Source organism: Kitasatospora sp. NPDC008115 (assembly GCF_042957205.1).
GTDB lineage: Bacteria > Actinomycetota > Actinomycetes > Streptomycetales > Streptomycetaceae > Kitasatospora.
Genome location: NZ_JBIBHU010000004.1, coordinates 246,939 through 272,329 on the forward strand (window position 1 = coordinate 246,939; position 25,391 = coordinate 272,329).

At 75.0% G+C, this 25,391-nt stretch carries 22 protein-coding genes and 1 riboswitch; of the genes, 12 read left to right on the plus strand and 10 right to left on the minus strand.

Going from position 1 to position 25,391, the window contains the following annotated elements; genetic code table 11:
• Positions 1 to 145: 145 nt before the first annotated feature.
• Complete coding sequence (locus tag ACFZBX_RS07420; protein WP_391531985.1) at positions 146 to 598, minus strand: SRPBCC family protein; 453 nt, start codon at positions 596 to 598, stop codon at positions 146 to 148.
• A gap of 177 nt (positions 599 to 775) precedes the next feature.
• Here ACFZBX_RS07420 and ACFZBX_RS07425 point away from each other — a divergent pair, with 177 nt between their 5' ends.
• Both ACFZBX_RS07425 and ACFZBX_RS07430 read left to right on the plus strand, forming a co-directional pair.
• Positions 776 to 1,582, plus strand: a complete 807-nt coding sequence (locus ACFZBX_RS07425) for an SAM-dependent methyltransferase (protein ID WP_391531986.1) — start codon at positions 776 to 778, stop codon at positions 1,580 to 1,582.
• A complete protein-coding gene (locus ACFZBX_RS07430) occupies positions 1,579 to 3,696 on the plus strand; it encodes a putative bifunctional diguanylate cyclase/phosphodiesterase (protein WP_391531987.1) in 2,118 nt (705 codons plus the stop codon). Before ACFZBX_RS07425 ends, ACFZBX_RS07430 begins: the two co-directional genes overlap by 4 nt.
• A gap of 34 nt (positions 3,697 to 3,730) precedes the next feature.
• On the opposite strand, the gene ribA is transcribed toward ACFZBX_RS07430, so the two are convergent.
• Positions 3,731 to 4,396 (minus strand): GTP cyclohydrolase II, encoded by a 666-nt coding sequence (ribA, locus tag ACFZBX_RS07435; RefSeq protein WP_391531988.1) that lies wholly within the window; start codon positions 4,394 to 4,396, stop codon positions 3,731 to 3,733.
• A gap of 339 nt (positions 4,397 to 4,735) precedes the next feature.
• Between ribA and gdhA the strand changes: the two genes are divergently transcribed.
• The 5 genes from gdhA (at position 4,736) to ACFZBX_RS07460 (ending at position 9,194) form a co-directional block, all read left to right on the plus strand.
• Positions 4,736 to 6,115, plus strand: coding sequence for an NADP-specific glutamate dehydrogenase (gdhA, locus tag ACFZBX_RS07440; RefSeq protein WP_391531989.1), 1,380 nt, complete (start codon positions 4,736 to 4,738; stop codon positions 6,113 to 6,115).
• 132 nt (positions 6,116 to 6,247) lie between these two features.
• Positions 6,248 to 6,436, plus strand: a complete 189-nt coding sequence (locus ACFZBX_RS07445) for a hypothetical protein (RefSeq protein ID WP_391531990.1) — start codon at positions 6,248 to 6,250, stop codon at positions 6,434 to 6,436.
• 116 nt (positions 6,437 to 6,552) lie between these two features.
• On the plus strand, positions 6,553 to 7,431 hold the full coding sequence (locus ACFZBX_RS07450) for a GyrI-like domain-containing protein (RefSeq protein ID WP_391531991.1): 879 nt from the start codon (positions 6,553 to 6,555) through the stop codon (positions 7,429 to 7,431).
• Between the two features lie 68 nt (positions 7,432 to 7,499).
• Positions 7,500 to 8,408 (plus strand): NADP-dependent oxidoreductase, encoded by a 909-nt coding sequence (locus tag ACFZBX_RS07455; RefSeq protein WP_391531992.1) that lies wholly within the window; start codon positions 7,500 to 7,502, stop codon positions 8,406 to 8,408.
• 15 nt (positions 8,409 to 8,423) lie between these two features.
• Positions 8,424 to 9,194, plus strand: coding sequence for a VOC family protein (locus ACFZBX_RS07460; protein ID WP_391531993.1), 771 nt, complete (start codon positions 8,424 to 8,426; stop codon positions 9,192 to 9,194).
• On the opposite strand, the gene lnt is transcribed toward ACFZBX_RS07460, so the two are convergent.
• Both lnt and cobN read right to left on the minus strand, forming a co-directional pair.
• Positions 9,167 to 10,780: an apolipoprotein N-acyltransferase gene (gene lnt, locus ACFZBX_RS07465; protein WP_391531994.1), complete on the minus strand. Its 1,614-nt coding sequence runs from the start codon at positions 10,778 to 10,780 to the stop codon at positions 9,167 to 9,169. The genes ACFZBX_RS07460 and lnt overlap by 28 nt on opposite strands.
• Positions 10,781 to 10,857: 77 nt before the next feature.
• On the minus strand, positions 10,858 to 14,481 hold the full coding sequence (gene cobN, locus ACFZBX_RS07470) for a cobaltochelatase subunit CobN (protein ID WP_391531995.1): 3,624 nt from the start codon (positions 14,479 to 14,481) through the stop codon (positions 10,858 to 10,860).
• A 261-nt stretch (positions 14,482 to 14,742) separates the two neighbouring features.
• Positions 14,743 to 14,828, minus strand: a riboswitch (cobalamin riboswitch).
• Between the two features lie 164 nt (positions 14,829 to 14,992).
• Between cobN and ACFZBX_RS07475 the strand changes: the two genes are divergently transcribed.
• Genes ACFZBX_RS07475 through ACFZBX_RS07485 form a run of 3 tightly spaced genes read left to right on the plus strand, consistent with a single transcriptional unit; the run spans position 14,993 to position 18,359 of the window.
• Positions 14,993 to 16,219, plus strand: a complete 1,227-nt coding sequence (locus ACFZBX_RS07475) for a hypothetical protein (RefSeq protein WP_391531996.1) — start codon at positions 14,993 to 14,995, stop codon at positions 16,217 to 16,219.
• Positions 16,216 to 16,842: a precorrin-8X methylmutase gene (locus tag ACFZBX_RS07480; protein ID WP_391531997.1), complete on the plus strand. Its 627-nt coding sequence runs from the start codon at positions 16,216 to 16,218 to the stop codon at positions 16,840 to 16,842. The genes ACFZBX_RS07475 and ACFZBX_RS07480 overlap by 4 nt, the downstream gene beginning before the upstream one ends.
• Positions 16,839 to 18,359: a precorrin-2 C(20)-methyltransferase gene (locus tag ACFZBX_RS07485; RefSeq protein ID WP_391531998.1), complete on the plus strand. Its 1,521-nt coding sequence runs from the start codon at positions 16,839 to 16,841 to the stop codon at positions 18,357 to 18,359. The genes ACFZBX_RS07480 and ACFZBX_RS07485 overlap by 4 nt, the downstream gene beginning before the upstream one ends.
• A 38-nt stretch (positions 18,360 to 18,397) precedes the next feature.
• Here the strand turns inward: ACFZBX_RS07485 and ACFZBX_RS07490 are convergent, their stop codons facing one another.
• Both ACFZBX_RS07490 and ACFZBX_RS07495 read right to left on the minus strand, forming a co-directional pair.
• Complete coding sequence (locus ACFZBX_RS07490) at positions 18,398 to 18,664, minus strand: type II toxin-antitoxin system RelE/ParE family toxin (protein ID WP_391531999.1); 267 nt, start codon at positions 18,662 to 18,664, stop codon at positions 18,398 to 18,400.
• A complete protein-coding gene (locus ACFZBX_RS07495; protein ID WP_391532000.1) occupies positions 18,661 to 18,924 on the minus strand; it encodes a type II toxin-antitoxin system Phd/YefM family antitoxin in 264 nt (87 codons plus the stop codon). The genes ACFZBX_RS07490 and ACFZBX_RS07495 overlap by 4 nt, the downstream gene beginning before the upstream one ends.
• A 128-nt stretch (positions 18,925 to 19,052) precedes the next feature.
• Between ACFZBX_RS07495 and ACFZBX_RS07500 the strand changes: the two genes are divergently transcribed.
• Together ACFZBX_RS07500 and ACFZBX_RS07505 are read left to right on the plus strand one after the other, a co-directional pair.
• Complete coding sequence (locus ACFZBX_RS07500) at positions 19,053 to 20,183, plus strand: cobalt-precorrin-5B (C(1))-methyltransferase (RefSeq protein WP_391532001.1); 1,131 nt, start codon at positions 19,053 to 19,055, stop codon at positions 20,181 to 20,183.
• 173 nt (positions 20,184 to 20,356) lie between these two features.
• The gene (locus ACFZBX_RS07505) at positions 20,357 to 21,886 is read left to right on the plus strand and encodes a UDP-N-acetylglucosamine 1-carboxyvinyltransferase (protein WP_391532002.1); all 1,530 of its coding nucleotides are present in this window, start codon (positions 20,357 to 20,359) and stop codon (positions 21,884 to 21,886) included.
• A 75-nt stretch (positions 21,887 to 21,961) separates the two neighbouring features.
• Here ACFZBX_RS07505 and ACFZBX_RS07510 read toward each other — a convergent pair whose 3' ends face one another.
• From ACFZBX_RS07510 to cbiE, 4 genes are read right to left on the minus strand one after another with little or no spacing between them, the layout of a single operon-like run.
• On the minus strand, positions 21,962 to 22,495 hold the full coding sequence (locus tag ACFZBX_RS07510) for a DinB family protein (RefSeq protein ID WP_391532003.1): 534 nt from the start codon (positions 22,493 to 22,495) through the stop codon (positions 21,962 to 21,964).
• Positions 22,496 to 22,535: 40 nt separating this feature from the next.
• Positions 22,536 to 23,276, minus strand: a complete 741-nt coding sequence (locus ACFZBX_RS07515) for a cobalt-precorrin-6A reductase (RefSeq protein WP_391532004.1) — start codon at positions 23,274 to 23,276, stop codon at positions 22,536 to 22,538.
• 7 nt (positions 23,277 to 23,283) lie between these two features.
• The gene (gene cobM / locus ACFZBX_RS07520; protein WP_380755364.1) at positions 23,284 to 24,045 is read right to left on the minus strand and encodes a precorrin-4 C(11)-methyltransferase; all 762 of its coding nucleotides are present in this window, start codon (positions 24,043 to 24,045) and stop codon (positions 23,284 to 23,286) included.
• Positions 24,042 to 25,295: a precorrin-6y C5,15-methyltransferase (decarboxylating) subunit CbiE gene (gene cbiE / locus ACFZBX_RS07525; protein WP_391532005.1), complete on the minus strand. Its 1,254-nt coding sequence runs from the start codon at positions 25,293 to 25,295 to the stop codon at positions 24,042 to 24,044. The genes cobM and cbiE overlap by 4 nt, the downstream gene beginning before the upstream one ends.
• Positions 25,296 to 25,391: the final 96 nt, after the last annotated feature.

The window sequence follows — 25,391 nt, forward strand, 5'->3', positions numbered from 1 at the left end:
GCAGGCCGGGGCGGTGCGGACGGGTGAACCGGGCGGACGGACGACGGGTTCCGGCCGCCGGGCGCACCGATCCGGCCGCCGGACGCGCGCCGCGGGCCGCCGGGACGGGCCGCCGGACAGGCCCGCCGGGACAGGCCGGGCGCGGTCAGCCCCGCCGGCCCAGGTACGCCGCCAGGCCGCGCCGCCCGCGCCGCATCATCACCGCGTGGTTGGCCCGGAAGAGCGGCCGGGCGGGCAGCGCCAGGCGCCGCAGCAGCGGCTTGGCCGGGCGGGTGTCCTCCTCGAACAGCGCCAGCGCACCGCCTTCGCCGTCCCCCGTCACCGTCCAGCGGGACCAGCCGGTGAGGTCCCCGTGCATGGCCGCCTCCAGCACCCCGGCCGCGGGGTCGCGCCGGACGGCGGTGAGCCCGATGACCAGCCGGTAGGGGAGCAGCGCGCGCACCAGCACCTCGCCGCGGTCCGGCCCGCTCTCCCGGACGTCGCGGATCTCCGGCCACCAGCGCGGGTAGCCGGCCACGTCGGCGAGCGCCTCGAACACCTCCCGCGGCGGCGCGGCCAGCCGCCACACCCCGTGGAGCCGGTAGTGGTTGGGGTCCACGGGACGCACTGTAGCGGCGGGGGCCGGGGCGCCCGCCGCGCCACCGACAGGAGGGTGGCACTCCGCTTGCATGCGTTCGACGTGCAGAGGAGGATCTTTTGTGCTTGTAGTCTCATCAGTCACAGCCGCCACACCGGGCGGCTGGTCCACCAGAACCGGAGCGAAGGAGTCCCGAGGATGCGGCGACCGAACTGGGTACCGGAGGGTACGGACCTGGACAAACCGAACGCCGCACGGGTCTACGACTACTACCTCGGGGGCTCGCACAACTTCGAGGTCGACCGGGAGATGGCCCGCAAGGCCATCGCGCTGTGGCCGGAACTGCCGCAGATCATGCGCTCCAACCGGGCCTTCCTGCGCCGCGCCGTCCAGTTCGCCGCCGAGCGCGGCATCGGCCGCTTCCTGGACATCGGCTCCGGCATCCCGACCTTCGGCGCCGTGCACGAGATCGCCCGCGCCATCCGCCCCGAGGCGCAGGTCGTCTACATCGACCGCGACCCGGTCGCCGTCGCCCACAGCCGGCTGCTGCTGGAGGACGACCCGGGCAGCTCCGTCGTCCAGGCCGACGTCCGCGACGTCGAGGACCTGATGTCCCGCCCCGAGGTGACCGGGCTGCTCGCCGCCGGCGAGCCGGTGGCCGTCCTGCTGGTCGCCGTCATGCACTTCGTCCAGGACGCCGAGGACCCGTGGAAGCTGATCTCGGTGATCCGCGACGCCCTCCCGCCGGGCAGCGCCCTCGTCCTCTCGCACGCCTCCCTGGAGGGCCGCCCCGACCAGGCCGAGGACCACCAGCGGCTGTACCGGATGACGCCCACCCCGCTCACCATGCGCACCCACGAGCAGATCACCGCGATGTTCGAGGGCTTCGAGCTGGTCGAGCCCGGCGTCGTCTACCTGCCGCAGTGGCGCCCGGACCAGCCCGAGGCCGTCGGCGAGCACCCCGAGCGGATGACCGGGGTGGCGGGCGTGGGGCTCCGTCCGTGACGGAGGCACCGGAACCGAGCAGCAGCGCCGAACGGTTCCACGAGGACTGGGCGCGGCTGCTCTCCGGTGACCACGGCACGGCGGTCCACCCCGGCCTGCTCGGCCGGCTGGTCTCCCGGACCGCCGGACTGCTCCACCGCGCCCAGCTCGACCACCCGTTCGAGCCGCGCCTGGCCGCCGCGGCCGGGGCCGAACTGGTCGACGCCCACTTCACGGACCCCGTCGTGCTGGCCCGCGCGGTCGAACTGCTCCAGCGCCAGCCCGCCGACGACGGCCGCGGCCCCGCCCTGAGCGGCGCCTTCGCGGCCGGCTGGGCGGCGGCGCTGCGCGAGCGCACCCTGCGCGAGCAGGAGGCCATCCGCACCGCCGCCGACATCGCCCGCAAGGAGGCCGAGAAGGCGCTGCGCGCCTCCGAGGCCCGCTTCCGCGCCCTGTTCGAGAGCGCCGCCATCGGCATCGGCATCGGCGACACCGACGGCAACATCCTGGCCGTCAACAAGGCCCTCCAGGAGCTCTTCGGCGCCGGCCCCGACGACATGATCGGCCGCCGGGTCGGCGACCTGGTGCACCCCGAGGACGCCGACGGCGTCTGGGACGCCTACGAGGAGCTGATCAGCGGCAAGCGCGACTACTTCCAGTTCGACAAGCCGTACTACCGCCACGACGGCGAGGTGGTCTGGACCCACCTGACGGTCTCGCTGATCCGCGACGACGACGGGCGCCCGGTCTACCAGGTCGCCATGCTGGAGGACGTCACCGACCGCTACCGGCTCCAGGAGCGACTGCGTCACCAGGCCACCCACGACCCGCTCACCGGCCTGCCCAACCGGGCGGCGTTCTTCGAACGGCTGGAGAAGCTCTTCGAGGACCCGGACCCGGGCGCCCGGTTCGGCCTCTGCTACGTCGACCTCGACGGCTTCAAGGTGGTCAACGACAGCCTCGGCCACGACACCGGCGACCAGTTGCTGTGCGCCGTCGCCGCCCGGCTGAAGGCCGCGCTCACCCCGCTCGGCCACCTGGTCGCCCGGCTCGGCGGCGACGAGTTCGTCGTCCTGCTGGAGAACAGCCGCGGCGAGCAGGAGGCGGTCGCCGCCGCCAAGACCGTGCTGAAGGCGCTCGCCGGACCGGTGCTGATCGGCGACCACAAACTGGCCGTCGGCGCCAGCGTCGGCGTCCTGGAGCGCCGGGTCTCCACCACCACCCCCGGCGCCGCCGTCCGCGCCGCCGACCTCACCCTCTACCGCGCCAAGGAGGCCGGCCGGGGCCGCTGGACGCTCTTCGACCCCAAGGAGAACGCCCGGGCCGTCTCCCGCTACGCCGTCTCGGTGCGGATGCCCGCCGCCCTGGACCGCGGCGAGTTCTTCATCGACTACCAGCCGCTCTACGCGCTCGCCGACGGCCGGCTCGCCGCCGTCGAGGCGCTGGTGCGCTGGCGCCACCCGCAGCTCGGCGTGCTCGGCCCGGACGAGTTCGTCACCACCGCCGAGGAGACCGGGCTGATCATGCCGCTCGGCCGCTGGGTGCTGGAGCAGGCCTGCGGCCAGGCCGCCGACTGGATCAAGCGGTTCGGCGACGCCGCGCCCCAGCTCAACGTCAACCTGGCGGTCCGGCAGGCCCGCAGCGCCGCCCTGGTCGGCGACCTCGGCCGGATCCTGGACACCACCGGCCTCGACCCGGCCCGGCTCCAGCTGGAGATCACCGAGTCCACCGTGGTCGGCCCGGAGGACGAGGCGCTGCGCACCCTGCACGGGCTGGTCGGCCTCGGCGTCTCGCTCGCCGTGGACGACTTCGGCACCGGCTGGTCCAACCTCGCCTACCTGCGCGACCTGCCGGTCTCCGGCCTGAAGATCGCCGGCTCCTTCGTCGGCGACCTGCACGACCCGGCCAAGGACGAGGAGACCGGCTGGCGGATCGTCAGCGGCCTGGTGTCGATGGCGCACGCCCTCGGACTGACCGTCACCGCCGAGGGCGTGGAGACCGGCCGGGACGCCGAGCGGCTGCGCGTCCTCGGCTGCGACTGGGCGCAGGGCTGGCACTTCGGCCGCCCGGTGCGCCCGTCCGAGATCGCCCGCCGGATCGCCGAGGAGCCGCTGGGCCGCCGGGTCGCCGGCTGAGCCGGGCGCCCGGTTCGGCCGGGCCGGAGGTCGCTCAGCCCACCAGCCGGGACAGCTCGATCTCGTGGCCGGTCCGCTCAGCCTTGGCCCGCAGGTACCGGACGTTGCTCTCCGAGACGTGCACCCCCGTCGGCACCCGGTGCTCGACGGTGACCCCGAGCGCGGCCAGCTGGGCGGCCTTGTCGGGGTTGTTGCTCAGCAGTTCCACCCGCTCGACGCCGAGCGCCCCGAGCATCTGCGCGGCGGCGGTGTAGTCGCGCCCGTCCTCCGGCAGCCCGAGCGCGGTGTTGGCGTCGTAGGTGTCCAGGCCGGCGTCCTGGAGCGCGTAGGCGTCCAGCTTGTTGTACAGCCCGATGCCGCGTCCCTCCTGGCGCAGGTACAGCAGGTGCCCGCCGGCGGTGGCGATCCGCTCGACGGCCTCGCGCAACTGCGGCCCGCAGTCGCAGCGGGCGGAGCCGAACACGTCCCCGGTCAGGCACTCCGAGTGCAGCCGGACCAGCGGCGTTGCCCCTTCGGGCACGGTGCCGAGGGTCAGCGCCAGGTGCTCCGCGCCGTCCGCCAGCCCGTGGAAGGTGGACACCTCCGCCTCCACCCGGTACCCGTCCGGGAACGCCAGCGGTATCCGCACCCGCGCCCGCACCCGGGCGGCTGCGGCCTGCGGGGAGTCGTTCTGCTGCTGCGGCGGCTGCGCTTGCGGCATGGCCGGGCCTTTCGTGACGGACGGTTCTGGTGGGGCTCGGCTTCCGACGGTACTAGGTAGTTCCAATTTGAACAACATTATTCGGGCGCGAATCGGAGGTCGGCGGAAGGTCGGTGCAGCTCACGAACGGGTTGCCGGGCGGAGTCCGGGGGGTGGGGGGCGGACAAACGGGGGGTGGCAGTGAGAGACTGTGCCCGCGCGAGCGGTCCAGGAGTTGCCGCGCTGGTGTTCAATGCGCCGTGACGCCCTCAATGGCGAGGGGACCGCCGGTGCCTTTCCCCCGGGACGACGGGGGAGGCGCCCTGTCTGTCGATTCAGACCATGGAAGGTCCTCAAGAGATGTCGGCTACCCCCGTGCCCGCTGCGTCCCACGACGCCGGGAACCCCGCCATTGAGTCGCTCTACGCCGAGGTGCTCCGCCGCAACCCCGGCGAGCCCGAGTTCCACCAGGCCGTCCGGGAGGTGGTGGAGACGCTCGGACCGGTCCTGGAGCAGCGGCCGGAGCTGGCCGACGCCCGGATCGTCGAGCGCATCGTCGAGCCCGAGCGCCAGCTGATCTTCCGCGTGCCGTGGACCGACGACCAGGGCCGGATCCACGTCAACCGCGGCTTCCGGGTCGAGTTCAACAGCGCCCTCGGCCCCTACAAGGGCGGTCTGCGCTTCCACCCCTCGGTGAACCTCGGGATCGTGAAGTTCCTGGGCTTCGAGCAGATCTTCAAGAACGCGCTGACCGGCCTCGCCATCGGCGGCGGCAAGGGCGGCTCCGACTTCGACCCCAAGGGCCGCTCGGACGCCGAGGTCATGCGCTTCTGCCAGTCCTTCATGACCGAGCTCTACCGCCACCTGGGCGAGCACACCGACGTCCCGGCCGGGGACATCGGCGTCGGCGGCCGGGAGATCGGCTACCTGTTCGGCCAGTACAAGCGGATCACCAACCGCTACGAGTCGGGCGTGCTGACCGGCAAGGGCATCGGCTGGGGCGGCTCGCAGGTCCGCACCGAGGCCACCGGCTACGGCTGCGTGCTCTTCACCCAGGAGATGCTGCGCGCCCGGGGCGAGGAGCTTGACGGCCTGCGGGTCTCCGTCTCCGGCTCCGGCAACGTCGCCCTGTACGCGATCGAGAAGGCCCAGCAGCTCGGCGCGACCGTGGTGACGGCCTCCGACTCCACCGGCTTCGTGGTGGACGAGAAGGGCATCGACCTGGACCTCCTGAAGGAGATCAAGGAGGTCCGGCGCGGCCGGCTCACCGAGTACGCCCAGCTGCGCGGCGGCCACGTCCGCTACGAGGAGGGCGCCGGCGTCTGGAGCGTCCCGGTGGACGTGGCGCTGCCCTGCGCGACCCAGAACGAGCTGGGCGAGGCGGACGCGCTGGCGCTGGTCCGGGGCGGTGTGCGGGCGGTCGCCGAGGGCGCCAACATGCCGACCACGCCGGAGGCGGTCCGGGTGTTCCAGGAGGCCGGCGTGGCCTTCGGCCCGGGCAAGGCGGCCAACGCGGGCGGCGTCGCCACCAGCGCGCTGGAGATGCAGCAGAACGCCTCGCGCGACGAGTGGTCCTTCGAGCGGACCGAGGAGCGGCTGGCCGCGATCATGCGGAACATCCACGCCGCCTGCCACACCACGGCGGAGAAGTACGGCCGTCCCGGGGACTACGTGCTGGGTGCCAACATCGCCGGCTTCGAGCTGGTGGCGGACGCGATGCTGGCGCAGGGCCTGATCTGATCGGGGCCTGATCCGATCCGGGCGCGATTCCACACCGGGTCATCACGACACCTCCCCGACCGGCGGCGTTTTGGCCGGTCGGGGAGGTGTCGGGTTGTCAGCGGCACGGTGATCGCCCTACGTTCTGACTTCATGGCCATGTCACGCAGGACGATCATCAAGGGAACGGCCGCCGGCCCGCTCGTGGCGGTCGGCTGCGAGGACCTCAGCTTCCACGGCTCGGCGACCACCGACTGGAAGTTCACCGAGTCGGTGATCTGGAACCTCAGCGAGTACGCGGGCGGCCGGTACGTCTACGCGGTGCGCGCCGACGGCTCCTGAGCCGCTGGACCGGGACCGGGGCCACCCGACCGGAGCGGGCACGGGATGTCGGGTCCGGGCGGGTGGCCGCGGCCTACGGTGAGGAGCGTCAGAAGGAAGGACGGGGGCGGGAAGCGATGCTGGACCGGCTGAACCAGGCCATGGAGTACGTCGAGGAGCACCTCGACGGCACGGTCGACGCGGCCGAGCTGGCGCGGATCGCGACCACCTCGGAGTACCACTTCCGGCGGCTGTTCTCGGCGCTCGCCGGGATGCCGCTGTCGGAGTACCTGCGCCGCCGCCGGCTCACCCTGGCCGGGGCGGAGGTGCTGGCCGGGGAGCGGACGCTGCTCGACATCGCGGTCCGCCACGGCTACGGCTCGGGCGAGGCGTTCGCCCGGGCGTTCCGGGCGATGCACGGGGTCGGCCCCGGCGAGGCCCGGCGCGCGGGCGCGGACGCGGTGCTCGTCTCCCAGCCCCGGATGTCCTTCCGGCTCGTCGTCGAAGGGAGTAGCAGCATGGAGTACCGCATCGTCGAGAGGCCGGCGTTCCGGGTCGTGGGCCGGCGGGCGAGGGTCCCCCTGGTCCACGAGGGGGTCAACCCGGCGATGGCCGCCTTCATCAGGGGCCTCGGCCGGGAGACGGTCGAGCGGATCGCGGCCCTGTCGGAGCTGGAGCCGAAGGGCGTCGTCGCGGTCACCGAGTTCTTCTCGGACAGTCGGGAGGAGGGCGTCCCGCTGGACTACTACCACGCGGTGGTGACCGCGGCCGGCACCGAGGCACCGGAGGACCTCGACGTGCGCGAGGTCCCGGCCGGCACCTGGGCGGTGTTCGCCAACACCGGGCCGTACCCGCTCGCGCTGCAGGAGATGTGGCGGGACGTCTTCACCCAGTGGATCCCGTCCAACCCGTACGAGTTCCGGCTGGGCCCGGAGATCCTGCGGGTGGACGTCCGCCCGGACGGTGAGGAGGCGGACGCCGAACTGTGGATCCCGGTACTCCGGGTGGCCCAGTAGGAACCCCCTACCGACGGCCCCCGCCCGCATGCTGGGGCGGGGGCCGTCGAGCGGAGAGTGGAGCGGGGATGGCCAAGGCGTTCGGGTTCGTCGACTACGGCGGGCCGGAGACTCAGGAGTTCCTGGACCGGCCGGTGCTGGAGCCCGGTCTGGGCCAGCTGGCGATCACCGTCCGGGCGGCCGGGGTCAACCCGGTCGACTGGAAGGTCCGCCGGGGCTGGCTCGGCCAGGTGCGCGAGCTGCCCGCCGTGATGGGGTCCGAGGCGGCCGGCGTGGTCGACCGGGTCGGCCCCGGCGTCACCGGGTTCTCCCCGGGCGACGAGGTGTTCGGCATCGCGGCGGCCGGCGCGTTCGCCGAGCAGACCCTGCTGTCCGCCGCGTCGAGCGCGGTGAAGCCGGCGAAGGTCGGCTTCGACCAGGCCGCCACCCTGCCGGTGGCGGCCGCGACCGCCGACGACGCGGTCCGCGACGTCGGCGTGGGCGCCGGGCAGACCCTGCTGATCCTCGCCGTCGCCGGCGGCGTCGGCAGCGCGGCCGCCCAGATCGCCCGCAGCCGCGGCATCCGCGTCATCGGCACCGCCGGTGACGCCAACCGCGGCTACGTCGAGTCGCTGGGCGCGGTGCAGATCCGCTACGGCGAAGGCGTCGCCGACCGGATCAGGGCGGCCGCGCCGGACGGTGTGGACGGCCTGCTCGACCTGGTCGGCGGGGACGACGCCCGCGCCGCCGCGGTGACCCTGGCGGACCGCTCCCGGCTGGTCTCCACCGCCGACCCGACCACCGCCGAGGAGCTCGGCGGCCGCTACATCACCCGCTCCACCAGCCCGGAGACCCTCGCCGCGCTGGCCGAACTCGTGGCCGCGGGCGAGCTGGACCCGCACATCGCCAGCCGCTACCCGCTGTCCCGCGCCGCCGAGGCGATCGCCCTCGTCGAGTCGGGGCACGCGCGCGGCAAGGTCGTCCTGGACATCGGCTGAGGAAGGCGGACCGCGATGAAGCAGCGGACGGTGACCACCGGCGGCCCGTGCTGGGTCGAGCACGGCAGTGCCGACCCGGCGGCGGCCCGGCGGTTCTACGGCGAGCTGTTCGGCTGGCAGCCGGAGACCGACGAGCGCCCCGAGGCGGGCGGCTACACGTTCATGAAGCTGGACGGGGCGGTGGCCGCGTCCGTCACCCCGCTCTACGGCGAGGGCCGGCCGACCGCCTGGACCGTCTCCTTCCTGGTCGAGGAGGCCGACGCCGCCGCCCGCCGGGTGGCCGCGGCGGGCGGGAGCCTGGTCGTCGAGCCGATGGACGCGCTGGACTACGGCCGGTTCGCGATCGCGGCCGACCCGTCCGGCGCGGTGTTCGGGCTCTGGCAGGCGGGCCGGCTGCGCGGCGCCGAGATACTCAACGCGCCCGGCGCGCTCGGCTGGGTGGAACTGCTCACCCGGGACCCGGACGGCGCCCGCGCCTTCTACCCGGCGGTGTTCGGCTGGACGGCCGGCCCCTCCGCGGAGTACACCCAGTGGGGCCTGGCCGACGGCGACTTCGGCGGCATGCTGACCATGGGCGAGGGCTTCCCGCCGCAGGTGCCGCCGCACTGGCTGCCGTACTTCTCGACGGCCGACGTGGACGTCTCGGCCTTCCGGGCGGGCAACCTCGGCGCGACCGTGCTGATGGCGCCCACCGACCTGCCGGGCGGCGGTCTGCGGATCGCCGTCCTGCGCGACCCGGTGGGCGCGGCGTTCGGCCTCTACTTCCGCTCGGAGTCCAGGGGCTGACGCCGGCGCGCCGTGACGGTGAGCGCCGCCGCGCCGGCCGTCACCAGGACGGCGGTCAGCGGCACCACGTCACCCACCCGCAGGTACCAGGTGGCGGTGCCCGGCGCGGTCAGCGGCAGGTCCACCACCAGCGCGCCGGTGTCGTCGGTGCCCAGCCGCGCCAGCTCCCGCCCCTGCGCGTCGAAGGCGGCCGACACCCCGGTGAGCGAGGCCTGCACGGCGGGCCGTCCGGTCTCGGCCGCCCGGATCGCGGCCAGCGAGACGTGCTGCTCGGGCGCCCAGGTCCGCTGGAACGTCGAGGTCGACGACTGGTAGACCAGCACCCGGGCGCCGTCGCGGGCCGCCGTGCGCGCCATGTCGGGGAACGCCGACTCGAAGCAGATCAGCACGCCGAGCGGCAGCGGCCGTCCCGAGCCGTCGACGGCCGGAAGCAGGCGCTGGTCGCTGCCGGGCGCCCGGTTCTCGCCCGCCGCCCGGCTGACCCCGGCGACCCAGCCGAGCACCGGCCGCAGCGGGATGTACTCGCCGAACGGCACCAGCCGGATCTTGCGGTACCGGTCGACCACGCCGCCCGGCGCCACCAGCACCGCGTCCTTGGAGATCCGCCCGTCCGCCTTGCGCGCGTCCTCGCCGACCAGCAGCTCGGCCCCGGTCGCGGCGGACAGCGCCCGCAGCCGGTCGAGCGCCGCCGGGTCGCGGTCGAGGTCGGCGGCGGTGCTGGACTCGCCCCAGACCACCAGGTCCACCGGCCGCTGCCCGACCAGCGCGGAGGTGGCGCGGGCGCCGGCCTCGAACCGGGCCTGCGGCTCGTCGACGATCCCGGGCTGGACGAGCGCGATCCGCAGCCGGCGCGGCTCCTGCGCGGCGGTCCCGTCGGTGGCGGCCGGCGGAGCCGGGCGCAGCGCGAACAGCAGCGGCCCGGCCGCCAGCGCCGCCGCCGCGAGCAGTGCCGCCGCCGCCCTCGGGCGCGGGTCGACGGCGGTGAGCAGCACCAGCACGGCGGTGTTGACCGCCACCACGGCGGCGCTGACCAGCCAGATCCCGCCGGCCGAGGCCAGTGCCAGGACGGCCGGGTGCTGCCACTGGGTGGCGCCGAGCAGCGCCCACGGCCCGCCCAGCGCGGGCCAGGAGCGCGCGTACTCGGTGGTCAGCCAGACCGCCGCGACCACCGGCGGCGCGAGCAGCGCCCGGCGGACGGTCAGCGGCGGGCGCAGCAGCCGCCACACCGCGAGGCCCACCCCGGCCTGGAGCGAGCCGAACACCACGGCGATCAGCGGCAGGGCGGGGCCGACGGAGGACAGCAGCCAGGACATCCCGGTCAGGATGAACCCGGCGCCGAACCACCAGCCGCGCACCGCCGCCTCGCGCGCCCCCGGGGCCCGCTGCATCAGCAGCAGGCCGGGGACCAGGGCGACCCAGGCGAGCGCCGCCACCCCGGGGGCGGGGAAGGCGAGCACCGGCAGCGCCCCGGCGGCGAGCGCCGCCAGCCGGGGCCGGTACCGGGCGGCGGCGCCGCCGGGGCGGGCGGCGGCGCTCGCCGACCGGGCGGGGCCGTCGGGGCCGGTGAGCAGGGGAGGGCGCGGCATGATCCGTATTGTCCGCTCGGCGCCGCCCCGCCACCAGCCCCGTGATCACCCGAACGGCGTAACGGATCGGGGGCGGGTCAGCCCTCGTCGGCCCCGTCGCCCTCCAGGTCGCCCTCGGTCTCCAGGAACGCCGCCTGCAACTGCTCGATCAGCGCCGGGTCCGGCTGCTCCCACAGCCCCCGGCTCGCCGCCTCCAGCAGCCGCTCGCTGATGCCGTGCAGCGCCCACGGGTTGGCGCCCGCCAGGAACTCCCGGTTGACCGGGTCCAGCACGTACTCCTGGGTGAGCTTCTCGTACATCCAGTCCGCGACCACGCCGGTGGTGGCGTCGTACCCGAAGAGGTAGTCGACGGTCGCGGCCATCTCGAAGGCGCCCTTGTAGCCGTGCCGGCGCATCGCCTCGATCCAGCGCGGGTTGACCACCCGGGCGCGGAAGACCCGGGCCGCCTCCTCGGTCAGGGTGCGGGTGCGGACCGTCTCCGGGCGGGTCGAGTCGCCGATGTAGGCGGTCGGCGCCTTGCCGGTGAGCGCGCGCACGGTGGCCACCATGCCGCCGTGGTACTGGAAGTAGTCGTCCGAGTCGGCGATGTCGTGCTCGCGGGTGTCGGTGTTCTTCGCGGCGACGGTGATCCGCTTGTACGCGGTCTCCATCTCCTCGCGGGCCGGGCGGCCGTCCAGCCCGCGCCCGTAGGCGTAGCCGCCCCAGACCGTGTACACCTCGGCGAGGTCGGCGTCGGTGCGCCAGTCGCGGCTGTCGATCAGCTGGAGCAGGCCCGCGCCGTAGGTGCCGGGGCGGGAGCCGAAGACGCGCACGGTGGCCTTGCGCTCGTCGCCGTGCACCGCGAGGTCGGCCTGGACGTGGGCGCGCACGAAGTTCCGCTCGTCCGGCTCCTCCTGGGCGGCGGCCAGGCGCACCGCGTCGTCCAGCAGGGCGACCACGTGCGGGAAGGCGTCCCGGAAGAAGCCGGAGATGCGCAGCGTGACGTCGATGCGCGGGCGGCCCAGCTCCTCCAGCCCGATCGCCTCCAGGCCGGTGACCCGGCGCGAGGCGTCGTCCCAGACCGGGCGCACGCCCAGCAGCGCGAACGCCTCGGCGATGTCGTCGCCGGCGGTGCGCATCGCGCTGGTGCCCCAGAGCGAGAGTCCGACCGAGGGCGGGTAGGCGCCGTCGTTGTCGGCCGTGTACCGCTCGACCAGCGAGGCGGCGAGCGCCTGCCCGGTCTCCCAGGCGAGCTTGCTGGGCACCGCCTTGGGGTCGACGGAGTAGAAGTTGCGGCCGGTCGGCAGCACGTTGACCAGCCCGCGCAGCGGCGAGCCGGACGGGCCGGCCGGGACGAAGCCGCCGCGCAGCGCGTGCAGCACGGCGTCCAGCTCGTCGGTGGTCGCGGCCAGCCGGGGCACCACCTGGACGGCGGCGAAGTCCAGCACCTCGCGCACCGCGTCCGGCAGCCCGGCGGCGACCTTCTCCACGGCCTCCGGCGCCCAGTCGGCCGCCTCCATCGCCTCGACCAGCTCGCGGGCCTTCGCCTCGGCCGCGTCGGTGGCGCCCAGGGTGAGCGCGGCCTCGTCCAGGCCGAGCGCCTCGCGCAGGCCGGGCAGCGCGCTGACGCCGCCCCAGATCTGCCGGGCGCGCAGGATGGCGAGCACGATGTTGACCCGGTCGGTGCCGGTCGGCGCCTGGCCGAGGACGTGCAGGCCGTCGCGGATCTGGGCGTCCTTGACCTCGCAGAGCCAGCCGTCGACGTGCAGCAGGAAGTCGTCGAAGCCGTCGTCCTCGGGGCGCTCCTCAAGGCCGAGGTCGTGGTCGAGCCTGGCGGCCTGGATCAGCGTCCAGATCTGGGCGCGGATCGCGGGCAGCTTGGCCGGGTCCATCGCGGCGATGTTGGAGTGCTCGTCGAGCAGCTGCTCCAGGCGGGCGATGTCGCCGTAGGAGTCGGCGCGGGCCATCGGCGGCACCAGGTGGTCGACCAGGGTGGCGTGGGCGCGGCGCTTGGCCTGGGTGCCCTCGCCCGGGTCGTTGACCAGGAACGGGTAGACCAGCGGCAGGTCGCCGAGCACCGCGTCCGGGCCGCACTCGGCGGACAGCGCGGCGGTCTTGCCGGGCAGCCACTCCAGGTTGCCGTGCTTGCCGAGGTGGACCACGGCGTGTGCGCCGAAGCCACCGTCGGCCTCGGCGGCGGCGATCCAGCGGTAGGCGGCCAGGTAGTGGTGGGACGGCGGGAGGTCCGGGTCGTGGTAGATCGCGACCGGGTTCTCGCCGAAGCCGCGCGGCGGCTGGATGAGCACCAGCAGGTTCCCGGAGCGGATCGCGGCGAGCACGATGTCGCCGTCCGGGTTCTGCGAGCGGTCGACGTACAGCTCGCCGGGGGCCGGACCCCAGTGCTCCTCGACCCGGGCGCGCAGGCCCTCGGGCAGGGTGGCGTACCAGCGGCGGTAGTCGGCGGCCGGGATGCGCACGGGGTTGCGGGCCAGCTGGTCCTCGGTGAGCCAGTCCTGGTCGTAGCCGCCGGCGGCGATCAGCGCGTGGATGAGGGCGTCGCCTTCATGGCCGTCGTCCGTCGCCGTGTCCAGGCCCGGCAGGTCGTCGCCGAGGTCCATGCCCTCCGCGCGCAGCGCGGTCAGCAGCCGGATCGCGCTGGCCGGGGTGTCCAGGCCGACGGCGTTGCCGACCCGGGCGTGCTTGGTCGGGTAGGCGGACAGCACCAGCGCGAGCCGGCGCTCGGCGGCAGGGACGTGCCGCAGCCGGGCGTGCGCGACGGCGACGCCGGCCACCCGGGCGGCGCGCTCCTCGTCGGCGGCGTAGACGGTCAGGCCGTCCTCGTCCAGCTCCTTGAAGGAGAACGGGACGGTGATCAGCCGGCCGTCGAACTCGGGCACCGCGATCTGGGTGGCGGTGTCCAGCGGGGACAGGCCGTCGTCGCTGGCCTCCCACTGGGCGCGCGACCAGGTCAGGCAGAGCGCCTGGAGGATCGGGCGGTCCAGCGCGGCGAGCGCGCCCGCGTCCCAGGCCGCCTCGTCGCCGCCGGCCTGTGCGTCGGCCGGGCGGGTGCCGCCGGCGGCGAGCACGGTGGTGACGATCGCGTCGGCCTCGCCGAGGGCGGCCAGCAGCTCCGGCTCGGCGCCGCGCAGCGAGGCGCAGTAGTACGCGCGGGCCCGGGCGCCCTGGTCCTCGATCGCCCGGCAGAGGGTCTCCACGAACGCGGTGTTGCCGCTCATGTGGTGGGCGCGGTAGTAGAGCACCGCGACGGTCGGCCCCTCGGCCGTCCGGGCCGTGCGCTCCAGCGGGCCCCAGGCCGGGGCGGAGGCGGGCGGGGCGAAGCCGTGGCCGGTGAGCAGCACGGTGTCGGAGAGGAAGGCGCCGAGCTCGGCGAGGTTGGCCGCGCCGCCGTGCGCCAGGTAGGCGTGGGCCTCGGCGGCGATGCCGGCCGGGACGGTGGACAGCTCCATCAGCTGGGCGTCGGGGGCCTGCTCCCCGGTCAGCACGACCACCGGGCGGGGGCCGGCGAGCAGCGCGTCCAGGCCCTCCTGCCAGGCGCGGCGGCCGCCGAGCAGGCGGACCACGACCAGGTCGGTGCCCTCCAGCAGGGCGGGCAGGTCCTCGGGCGCCAGCCGGGCCGGGTTGCCGAGCCGGTAGCGGACCGGCCCCTCGGAGGCGCGGGCGCTCAGCAGGTCGGTGTCGGACGTCGACAGCAGCAGGATCATGCGAAGGCCCTCCCGGCCTCGGAGCCGCCCCGAGCCGAAGGGCGCGCCGGCGTTGAAAGTGACGAGTGACAAGCGACTGACGAAGGAAGGAGCGCCGGAGCGAGAAGCGTCAACGGCGGGTTCGAGCGCCCGGAGGCGAGCGGGCGTGAGCCCGCGGGCATGGGGACAGGCATGGGCACAGATACGGGCACAGGCATGCGACGGCGCATGGCTTTCAAGCCTTCCTCGGGGTCCGCGCCCCGGGCCGGTGGAGGACGGCAGGAGTTCCTGGCTCCCGCGCTCCACCGGAAGGCCGGTGAACCGCGGTCACAGTGGCGGGACCGCACCGGGTTCGCACCGGTTTCCTCCCCTGCGCCGTCGCTGGCGTCGGACGGTCCGCGGGGACCGTCCGCCAGCATCGTACGGGGTGCGGCCGAGCCGGGGGAGTGCAGGTTGCGGGGCGCCGCGCGGGGCCGCGGATGTGAGCGACGGTACGGCGGCAACCCATCGGATCATCTGTATGCTCGCCGCCATGCCTCCCGAACCCGACGCCGTCGCGCCGGGCGCCGCCGTGCCCGACCGGGCGCGTGCGGACGCCTGCCCCGGGGCCCTTCGTCTGCACCCCGCCGACGACGGCGCCCTGGCCCGGGTCCGGCTTCCCGGCGGGCGTCTGACGGTCCGTCAGGCACTGGCGCTGGCCGACGCGGCGAGCGAACTCGGCGACGGCCGGCTGGAGATCACCTCGCGCGGCAACGTCCAGTTGCGCGGCCTGGCTTCGGACTGCGGCGGCGAGCTCGGCGGGCGGCTGCGCGCCGCCGGCCTGCTGCCCTCCGACACCCATGAACGCGTCCGCAACATCGTCGCCTCGCCCGGCCCCGTCGCCGGCCTCGGCGACGTCCACGCCTGGGCGCACTCGCTGGACCTCGCCCTGTGCGCCAGCCCCTGGGCGACCGCGCTCTCCGGCAAGTTCCTGTTCGCCCTGGACGACGGCAGCGGCGACGTCGCCGCGCTCGACGCCGATGTGACATTGATCGCAGGCCCGGACGGCACCGCGCTGCTGCGCCTGGGCCGGGCCGGCACCGTACGGCCGGTGCCCGCGGGGCAGGCGGTCTGCGCGGCGCTGGACGCCGCCCAGGAGTTCCTGGAGGCGCAGCGCGCCGCCGGGGTGCGGGCCTGGCACCTGCGCGAGGTGCCCGAACTGCTGCCGCCGGGTCCGCTGCCGATGCCGGTGCTGCCCGGGACCCGACCGCCGCTGGGCGTCCTGCCCGGGGGCGGCGGACTGCACGTCGGCCTGCGCTTCGGCCTGGCCGGGGCCGGGCGGTGGCGGACCCTGGCCGACGCCGCCGAGGGGGAGCTGCGGCTCACCCCGTGGCGCGGCGTGGTGCTGCCCGGCGCGCCCGCCGGGCGGCTGGCGGAGCTGGCCGCGGCCGGTTTCCGGACCGCCGCCGGCACGGCCTGGGACGGCGCGAGCGCCTGCACCGGGCTGCCGGGCTGCGCCAAGTCGCGGGCCGACGTCCGGGCCGACGCCGCCCGGGCGCTGGACGGCGCCCCGGCCGGCCCCGGCGGACTGCCGGTGCACTGGTCGGGCTGCGAACGCCGCTGCGGGCATCCCGCCGGACGGCGGGTGGACGTGCTGGCGACCGGGCAGGGGTACCGGGTGGCGGTGGAAGGCGTGCCGCAGGGGCGGGAGACCGCCGTGGAAGTGACGAACGAGGAGATGGCCGCGGCGGTCGCCGCGGCCCGGAGGACCACCACGTGATCGAGTACGAGAAGGACGGCGCGTCCATCTACCGCCAGTCCTTTGCCACCATCCGGGCCGAGGCCGACCTCGCCGCGCTGCCCGCCGACGTCTCCCAGGTCGCGGTGCGGATGATCCACGCCTGCGGCATGGTGGACCTGGTCGAGGACCTGGTGTACTCGCCCGGCGTGGTCGCCTCCGCGCGCGCCGCCCTGCGCGCCGGTGCGCCGATCCTGTGCGACGTCAACATGGTCGCCAGCGGTGTCACCCGCAAGCGGCTGCCCGCCGGCAACGAGGTGATCTGCACCCTCACCGACCCGTCCGTGCCGGAGCTGGCCCGGGCGATGGGCAACACCCGCAGCGCCGCCGCGATGGAACTGTGGCTGCCCCGCCTGGAGGGCGCCGTGGTCGCCGTCGGCAACGCGCCGACCTCGCTCTTCCGGCTGCTGGAGCTGATCGAGGCCGGCGCCCCGCGCCCGGCCGCGGTGATCGGTGTGCCGGTCGGCTTCATCGGCGCGGCCGAGTCCAAGGAGGCGCTGGCCGCGCACCCGGCCGGCCTGGAGCACCTGGTGGTCCGCGGCCGGCGCGGCGGCAGCGCGATGGCCGCCGCCGCGATCAACGCGATTGCGAGCGAAACGGAATGACGCAGACTCAAGGTGCCGCAACCGGCCGGCTCTACGGCGTGGGCCTCGGCCCCGGTGACCCCTCCCTGGTGACCGTGCGCGCCGCCGAACTCATCGGCAAGGCCGACGTGGTGGCGTACCACAGCGCCCGGCACGGCCGCTCGATCGCCCGGTCGATCGCCGAGCGCTATCTGTCGGGTGGTCAGATCGAGGAGAAGCTGGTCTACCCGGTCACCGTCGAGACCACCGACCACCCCGGCGGCTACCGGGGCGCGCTGGACGACTTCTACCAGGAGGCCGCCGAACGGCTGGCCGCCCACCTGGACGCCGGCCGCGACGTCGTGGTGCTCGCCGAGGGGGACCCGTTCTTCTACGGCTCCTACCAGCACATGCACAAGCGCCTGGCGCACCGCTACCCGACCGAGGTGGTGCCCGGCGTGACCTCGGTCAGCGCCGCCGCCGCCCGGCTCGGCCAGCCGCTCACCGAGGCCGAGGAGACGCTCACCGTCATCCCCGGCACGCTGCCCGAGGAGGAGCTGACCGCGCGGCTGGCCGCCGCCGACTCCGCCGTCGTCATGAAGCTCGGCCGCACCTTCCCGACCGTGCGGCGCGCCCTGGAGCGGGCCGGCCGGCTGGCCGACGCCCAGTACGTCGAGCGGGCGTTCATGGACGGCGAGCGGACGGCGCCGCTGGCCTCGGTGGACCCCGAGGGCGTGCCCTACTTCTCGGTGGCCGTGCTGCCCAGCAAGGTCGCCCCGCTGGAGCCGGCCGCGCCCGACCTGAGCGGGCCGGGCAGTGTCACCGTCGTCGGCACCGGCCCGGCCGGACCGCTCTGGCTCACCCCGGAGGCGCGCGGCGCCCTGGCCGCCGCCACCGACCTGGTCGGCTACACGACCTACCTGGACCGGGTGCCGGTGCGCCCCGGCCAGACCCGGCACGGCTCCGACAACAAGGTGGAGTCCGAGCGCGCCGAGTTCGCCCTCGACCTGGCCCGCCGCGGCCACCGGGTGGTGGTGGTCTCCTCCGGCGACCCGGGCGTCTTCGCGATGGCCACCGCCGTCCTGGAGGTCGCCTGCGAGGAGGCCTACCGGGAGGTTCCGGTGCGGATCGTCCCCGGCATGACCGCCGCCCACGCGGCCGCCTCCCGGGCCGGCGCCCCGCTCGGCCACGACTACGCGGTGGTCTCGCTCTCCGACCGCCTCAAGCCCTGGGACGTCGTCGCCGCCCGCCTGCGCGCCGCCGCCGGCGCCGACCTCGTGCTCGCCCTCTACAACCCCGGCTCGCGCTCCCGCACCACCCAGGTCGGCCGCGCCCGCGACCTCCTCCTGGAGTACCGGGCCCCCGACACCCCGGTGGTGATGGCCCGCGACGTCGGCGGCCCCACCGAACGCGTCCGCACCGTCCGCCTCGCCGACCTCGACCCCGCCGAGGTCGACATGCGCACCATCCTCCTCATCGGCTCCTCCCAGACCCAGCACGCCCCCCGCACCCCCCACCCCGACGTCACCTGGACCCCCCGCCGCTACCCCGAGGCGTAAGCCCCCGCCTCCCGGACCTCCCCGAGGCCCGGGAGGCGTCAGCCCCGGTCGCGGTAGACCTCGGAACGGTAGCCGATCCGGATCACCAGGACGATCAACTGGCCGCCGTCGACGGTGTAGAGCACCCGATGGTCACCGACCCGCAGGCGTCGGTGCTCGGGCGAGCCGACCATCGCGGTTGCGTGGAAGCCGTACGGGTCGTGCTCCAGGTCGGCGAGCTTGCGCAGGATCTGTATCGCCGTCTGCCGGGGGAGTTTGCGCAGTTCACTGAGGGCGGAGTCGATGAAGCGGGTGCTGTACTTCACTCCGGCCTGGCCAGGGTCTCGGCCATGACCTCTTCCAGGGAGTAGGTCGGCTCGTCCCGGCGCTCCTCGATGAGGCGCAGCAGTTCGCGCTCCTCCCATTGCCGGTACTCGCGCAGTAGCTCTATCGGGACGACGGCAGCCACCTCCCGTCCGCGCCGGGTGATCACGGTCGGTTCGTCCCGCTCGGCGCGGTCCACCACGTCGGCGAGGTGCTCGCGTGCTTCTCGGATCGATACGGTCCGGACGGGCTGCTCACTCATGAGTCGAGTGTATGAAGTGGTCCATGTGTACACAATGCCCCGTAGGCCGGTCCCGAGTGCGGGACGGACCGGGAGGCGGGGGAGCATGGACCCGATCGGTAACTGTATGGCCAGGAAGACGGTGCGGCATGGGTGAGGTCGGTGGGCGGGCCGGGCAGCTGAGGAGCAGTGGGCTGCGGCACGGCTGGACGACCGGGGCGTGTGCCACGGCGGCGGCCAAGGCGGCGTACCGGGCGCTGCTGACGGGGGAGTTCCCGGATCCGGTGGAGATCGTGCTGCCGAAGGGGCAGCGGCCGGCGTTCGCGCTCGCGGTGGAGGGGATCACCGAGGGGGCGGCGGGGCGGCGGGCGATGGCCGGGGTGGTGAAGGACGCCGGGGACGATCCCGATGTGACGCACGGCGCGCTGGTGCGGGCCACGGTGTGGGCGGGGGAGCCGGGGGCGGGCGTGGTGTTCCGGGCCGGGCCCGGGGTGGGCACCGTCACCAAGGCCGGGCTGCCGCTGGCGGTCGGCGAGCCGGCCGTCAACCCGGTGCCCCGGCAGCTGATCCGGGAGGCGGTCGCCGAGGTGGCGGCCGGGTACGGCGGCAGCGGGGACGTGGTGGTGGAGCTCTCCGTCGACCGCGGCGAGGAGATCGCCCGCTCCACCTGGAACCCCCGGCTCGGCATCCTCGGCGGGCTCTCCATCCTCGGCACCACCGGGGTCGTCGTCCCCTACTCCTGCTCCGCGTGGATCGACTCGATCCGCCGCGGGGTGGACGTGGCGCGGGCCGCCGGGCGCACCCACGTGGCCGGCTGCACCGGGTCGACGTCGGAGAGGACCGCCGTCGCCGTGCACGGACTGCCCGAGGACGCGCTGCTCGACATGGGCGACTTCGCGGGCGCGGTGCTCAAGTACCTCAGGCGCCACCCGGTGGAGCGGCTGACCATCGCCGGCGGCTTCGCCAAGCTCTCCAAGCTCGCCGCCGGCCACCTCGACCTGCACTCGGCGCGCTCCCAGGTGGACAAGGGCCACCTGGCCGGCCTGGCCCGCGCGGGAGGTGCGGACGAGGAGCTGGCGGCGGCGGTCGCCTCCGCCAACACCGCGCTGGAGGCGATCCAGCTCTGCCGGGCGGCCGGGGTGCCGCTGGGCGACCTGGTGGCCGAGGCGGCGAGGGCCACCGCGCTCGGGGTGCTGGTCGGCTCGCCCGTCGTGGTGGACGTCATCTGCATCGACCGGGCCGGGACGATCGTCGGCCGGGCGGAGCCGCTGGGGCCGTGAGCGGTCCGCGCTTTCGGCCCCGTCCTCGGCTCCGTCCTCGTCCCAGGCGTGTCACAGGAACTTCCCCATGATGTGAAGATCTGACGCTCATACGGGGTGAGAAACGGACAAAAGTGGCGCCACGCCGGGGGTCGGTTCTGTCGCTATCTCAGCCATGAGATATGGTCTGGCGAGTGACAGGCGACTACCTCACCCGTATCGGCACCCTCATCCGTACCGCGCGTCAGCACCGCGGCTGGTCCCAGGCCCAGCTCGGCGAGGCCCTCGGCACCAGCCAGAGCGCGGTCAACCGCATCGAACAGGGCAAGCAGAACGTCAGCCTTGAGATGATCGCCCGCATCGGCGAAGCGCTCGACAGCGAGATCGTCTCCCTCGGCTACGCGGGCCCGATGCATCTGAGGGTCGCCGGCGGCACCACCCTCTCCGGCGCGATCGACGTCCGCAGCAGCAAGAACGCCTGCGTGGCCATCCTCTGCGCCTCGCTGCTGACCACCGGTCGCACCACCCTGCGCAGCGTGGCCCGGATCGAGGAGGTCTACCGCATCCTCGAAGTGCTGACCAGCATCGGCGTCAAGAGCCGCTGGACCAACGACGGCCGCGACCTCGAACTCACCCCGCCCGCCGAGCTCGACCTCGCCGGCATGGACGTCGAGGCCGCCCGCCGCACCCGCAGCGTGCTGATGTTCCTCGGCCCGCTGATGCACCGCGCCGACACCTTCGCCATCCCCTACGCCGGCGGCTGCGACCTCGGCACCCGCACCGTCCAGCCGCACCTCACCGCGCTGCGCCGGTTCGGCCTGGAGGTCGCCACCACCGGCGGCGCCTACCACGCCTCCGTCCAGCCGGGAGCCCCGCTGGACCGCCCGATCGTGCTGACCGAGCGCGGGGACACCGTCACCGAGAACGCCCTGCTCGCCGCCGCCCGCCACGACGGCGTCAGCGTCATCCGCAACGCCTCGCCCAACTACATGGTCCAGGACCTCTGCTTCTTCCTGGAGAAGCTGGGCGTGCGGATCGAGGGCATCGGCACCACCACCCTCACCGTGCACGGCGTCCCGCAGATCACCTGCGACGTCGACTACACCCCGGCCGAGGACCCGGTCGAGGCGATGAGCCTGCTCGCCGCCGCCGTGGTCACCTCCTCCGAGCTGACCATCCGCCGGGTGCCGATCGAGTTCCTGGAGATCGAGCTCGCCGTGCTGGAGGGCATGGGCCTCGACTACGACCGCACCCCCGAGTACCCGGCCCACAACGGCCGCACCCGGTTGGTCGACCTCACCGTGCGCCCCTCCAAGCTCACCGCGCCGGTCGACACCATCCACCCGATGCCCTTCCCCGGCATCAACATCGACAACGTGCCGTTCTTCGCCGCCATCGCCGCGGCCGCCCACGGCACCACGATGATCCACGACTGGGTCTACGACAACCGCGCCATCTACCTGACCGAACTCACCCGCCTCGGCGCGGACATCAAGCTCCTCGACCCGCACCGCGTCCTCGTCCAGGGCCCCACCCGCTGGCGCGCCGCCGAGATGGTCTGCCCGCCCGCCCTGCGCCCCGCCGTCGTCATCCTCCTCGCGATGCTCGCCGCCAAGGGCACCTCGGTGCTCCGCAACGTCTACGTCATCAACCGCGGCTACGAGGACCTCGCCGAGCGCCTCAACTCCATCGGCGCCCAGATCGAGACCTTCCGCGACATCTGAGCCCCCTCCTCGGCACCGTGCCCGGCCCCGGAACTCCGGGGCCGGGCACCGTCGTCCGTCCTCGGGAGGCCGTGGTCATTCGCCGGTGCGGCCGTCGAGGTGTTCGCGCAGGAGGTCGGCGTGGCCGTTGTGGCGGGCGTATTCCTCGATCATGTGGGTGAGGATCCAGCGCAGCGACCAGGTCTGCTCGCCGGCCGCGTCGCGGTAGTGGCCGGGGACGTCCAACGACGGGGCGGCGGCGACGAGTTCGCGGGCGTGGGCGCATTCGCGGCGCCAGACGGCGAACGCCTCCTGCGGGTCGGCGTCGTCGACGTCGAACTCGGCGAAGCGGCCGTCCGGGTGCTTCCAGAAGCCGGGGCGGGCCTCGCTGTCGAGGACGTTGCGGAACCAGCCGCGCTCGACCTCGGCGAGGTGGCGGGTCAGGCCGAGCAGGGAGAGCGTGGAGGGGGCCAGCGGGCGGGCGCGGAGCTGTTCGGTGGTCAGCCCCGCGCACTTCCAGGCGAAGGTGTCGCGCTGGTAGTCCAGGAAGGCGGTGAGGGTGGCACGCTCGTCGCCGAATTTCGGGGTCGCGGTGCGGGCGGCGTCGGCGATTTCGTAGGCGTCGGTCATCCGGCCATGGTGGCAGGGGTACCCGTTCCCTGCAGCGGAATCAACGGCCTTCCAGCCAGGCCAGCGCGGCCTCGACGCTCTGCGCGACCGGGACGCCGGCCGGCGTGGGCGGGCGGTCCACGACGACCACGGGCAGGCCGAGTTCGCGCGCCGCGGTGAGCTTGGGCGCGGTGGCCGCGCCGCCGCTGTCCTTGGTGACCAGGACGTCGATCCGGTGCTCGCGCAGCACCGCCCGCTCGCCGTCCAGGGTGAACGGGCCGCGGTCGAGCAGGACGTCGAGCGAGGCGGGCAGCGGCGGCTCGGGCGGGTCGACGGAGCGGGCGGTGAAGTGCAGGCCGTCGAGGTGGGCGAAGGCGCCGATGCCCTGGCGCCCGCTGGTGAGCAGGACCCGCCGGCCGAGGGACGGCAGCAGGTCCGCCGCCGCCGCGAGGGAGGGGACGCGGTGCCAGCGGTCACCCGCGACCGGTGCCCAGCCGGGGCGGCGCAGGGCGAGCAGCGGCACGCCGGTCGCCTCGGTGGCCTCGGCGGCGTTGCGGGACATCGCGGCGGCGAACGGGTGGGTGGCGTCCACCACCGCGTCCACCCGTTCGGCGCGCAGCCAGGCGGCGAGGCCCTCGGGGCCGCCGAAGCCGCCGATCCGCACCTCGCCGGCGGGCAGCCGGGGCTCGGCGACCCGCCCGGCGAGCGAGCTGGTGACCCGCAGCGCGAGGTGCCCGGCGGCCAGCGCGGCGGCCAGCGCGCGGGCCTCGGTGGTGCCGCCGAGCAGCAGGACGTGCGCCATCACGCGCTCACGCGCCGCAGGGCTCGTGCGGCCGCTCGCGGTCCGCGGAGTAGAGGTGGCTGTCGCGGAACTGCTCGGCGCCCAGCGTCCGGCCGACGATGATCACCGCGGTGCGGACCACGCCGGCCGCCTTGACCTGCCCGGCGATGTCCCCGACGGTGCCGCGCAGCACCAGCTCGTCCGGTCGGCTGGCCATCGCGACCACGGCGGCCGGGCAGTCGGCCCCGTAGTGCGGCAGCAGCTGCTCGACCACGTCGTCCACGTACCCGGCGGCCAGGTGCAGCACCAGCAGGGCGCCGCTGCGGCCGAGGGTGGCGAGGTCCTCGCCCTCGGGCATCGGGGTGGCGCGCTTGGCGATCCGGGTGAGGATGACGGTCTGGCCGACGGTCGGCACGGTCAGTTCGCGCTTGAGCGCGGCCGCGGCGGCGGCGAAGGCCGGCACCCCGGGCACCACCTCGTACGGCACCCCGGCCGCGTCGAGGCGGCGCATCTGCTCGGCGACGGCGCTGAACACCGACGGGTCGCCGGAGTGCAGCCGGGCGACGTCCTGTCCGGCGGCGTGCGCGCGGACGAACTCCTCGGTGATCTCGTCGAGGGTGAGGTTGGCGGTGTCGACCAGCCGGGCGCCGGGCGGGCACTCGGCGAGCAGCTCGCGCGGCACCAGGCTGCCGGCGTACAGGCAGACCTCGGCGCGGGCGAGGATCCGCTGGCCGCGCAGGGTGATGAGGTCGGCGGCGCCGGGGCCGGCCCCGATGAAGTGGACGGTCACGAGGCGTTCTCCTGAGGGGTGAGGGGCGCGGTGGCGGGTTTGACGGCGGACCACTGGGTGACCGGCATCGCCTGGCGCCAGCCGGTGAAGCCGCCGACCGGGACGGCGTGCGCCACGGCGAGCCGCAGCAGCTCGCCGCCGTGCCGCCGGTACCACTCGGTCAGCAGCGCCTCCGACTCCAGGGTCACGGTGTTGGCGACCAGCCGGCCGCCGGGCGCCAGCGCGGCCCAGCAGGCGTCCAGCAGGCCGGGGGCGGTGAGGCCGCCGCCGATGAACACCGCGTCCGGGGCGGGCAGGCCGTCGAGCGCGTCCGGCGCGGCGCCGGTGACCACCCGCAGCCGGGGCACGCCGAGCGCGGCGGCGTTGCGGGCGATCCGTCCGGCCCGCACCGGGTCGCGTTCGACGGTGACGGCCCGGTTGTCGCGGTGGGCGCGCAGCCACTCGATCGCGATCGAGCCGGAGCCGCCGCCGACGTCCCAGAGCAGTTCGCCGGGGACGGGCGCCAGGGTGGCCAGGGTGGCGGCGCGCACGTGGCGCTTGGTCAGCTGGCCGTCGCTCTCGTAGGCGCCGTCGGGCAGGCCGGGGACGACGGGGACGCGCGGGCCGTCGGCGGGCAGCTCGACGGCGATGACGTTGAGCGGGTCGCCGGGCGGGTGCGGCCAGCCGTCGGCGGGGCCGTCCAGCCGCCGCTCGCCGGGGCCGCCGAGCTGTTCGAGGACGCTCAGCCGGGCGGCGCCGTGGCCGGCCCCGGTGAGCAGCGCGGCGACGGCGGCGGGGGTGTCGGCCCCGGCGCTGAGCACCAGCAGCCGGCGCCCGGGGTTGAGGGCGAGCCGCAGGGTGTCCGGCGGGCGGCCGACCAGGCTGACCACCTCGGCGGCCTCCAGCGGCCAGCCGAGCCGGGCGCAGGCGTACGCGACGGAGGAGGGGTGCGGCAGGACGCGCAGGCGCTCGGGGCCCGCGGTCTCGGCGAGGGTGCGGCCGATGCCGTAGAACATCGGGTCGCCACTGGCCAGCACGGCGAGCGGGCGGCCGGCGTGGCGGTCGAGCAGTCCGGCCACGGCCGGGCGCAGCGGGGACGGCCACGGCACCCGTTCGGCGGCGACCTCGGCGGCGGGCAGCAGGCCGAGCTGGCGGGGGCCGCCGATCACGGCCGCGGCGGACCGCAGCGCGGCGCGGGCGGCGGAGCCCAGGCCGGGCCAGCCGTCGGCCCCGATCCCGACGACGGTGATCGGGGGTGGCTGCTGGGGCACCGGCGGGCTCCTCGGGGGCGGTCGGGATGAGGGTGTGGGCAGCCTACCTGGCGGTATCCGGCGGGCCGTGAGCCAGGGTGCGCGCCCGGTCGCACC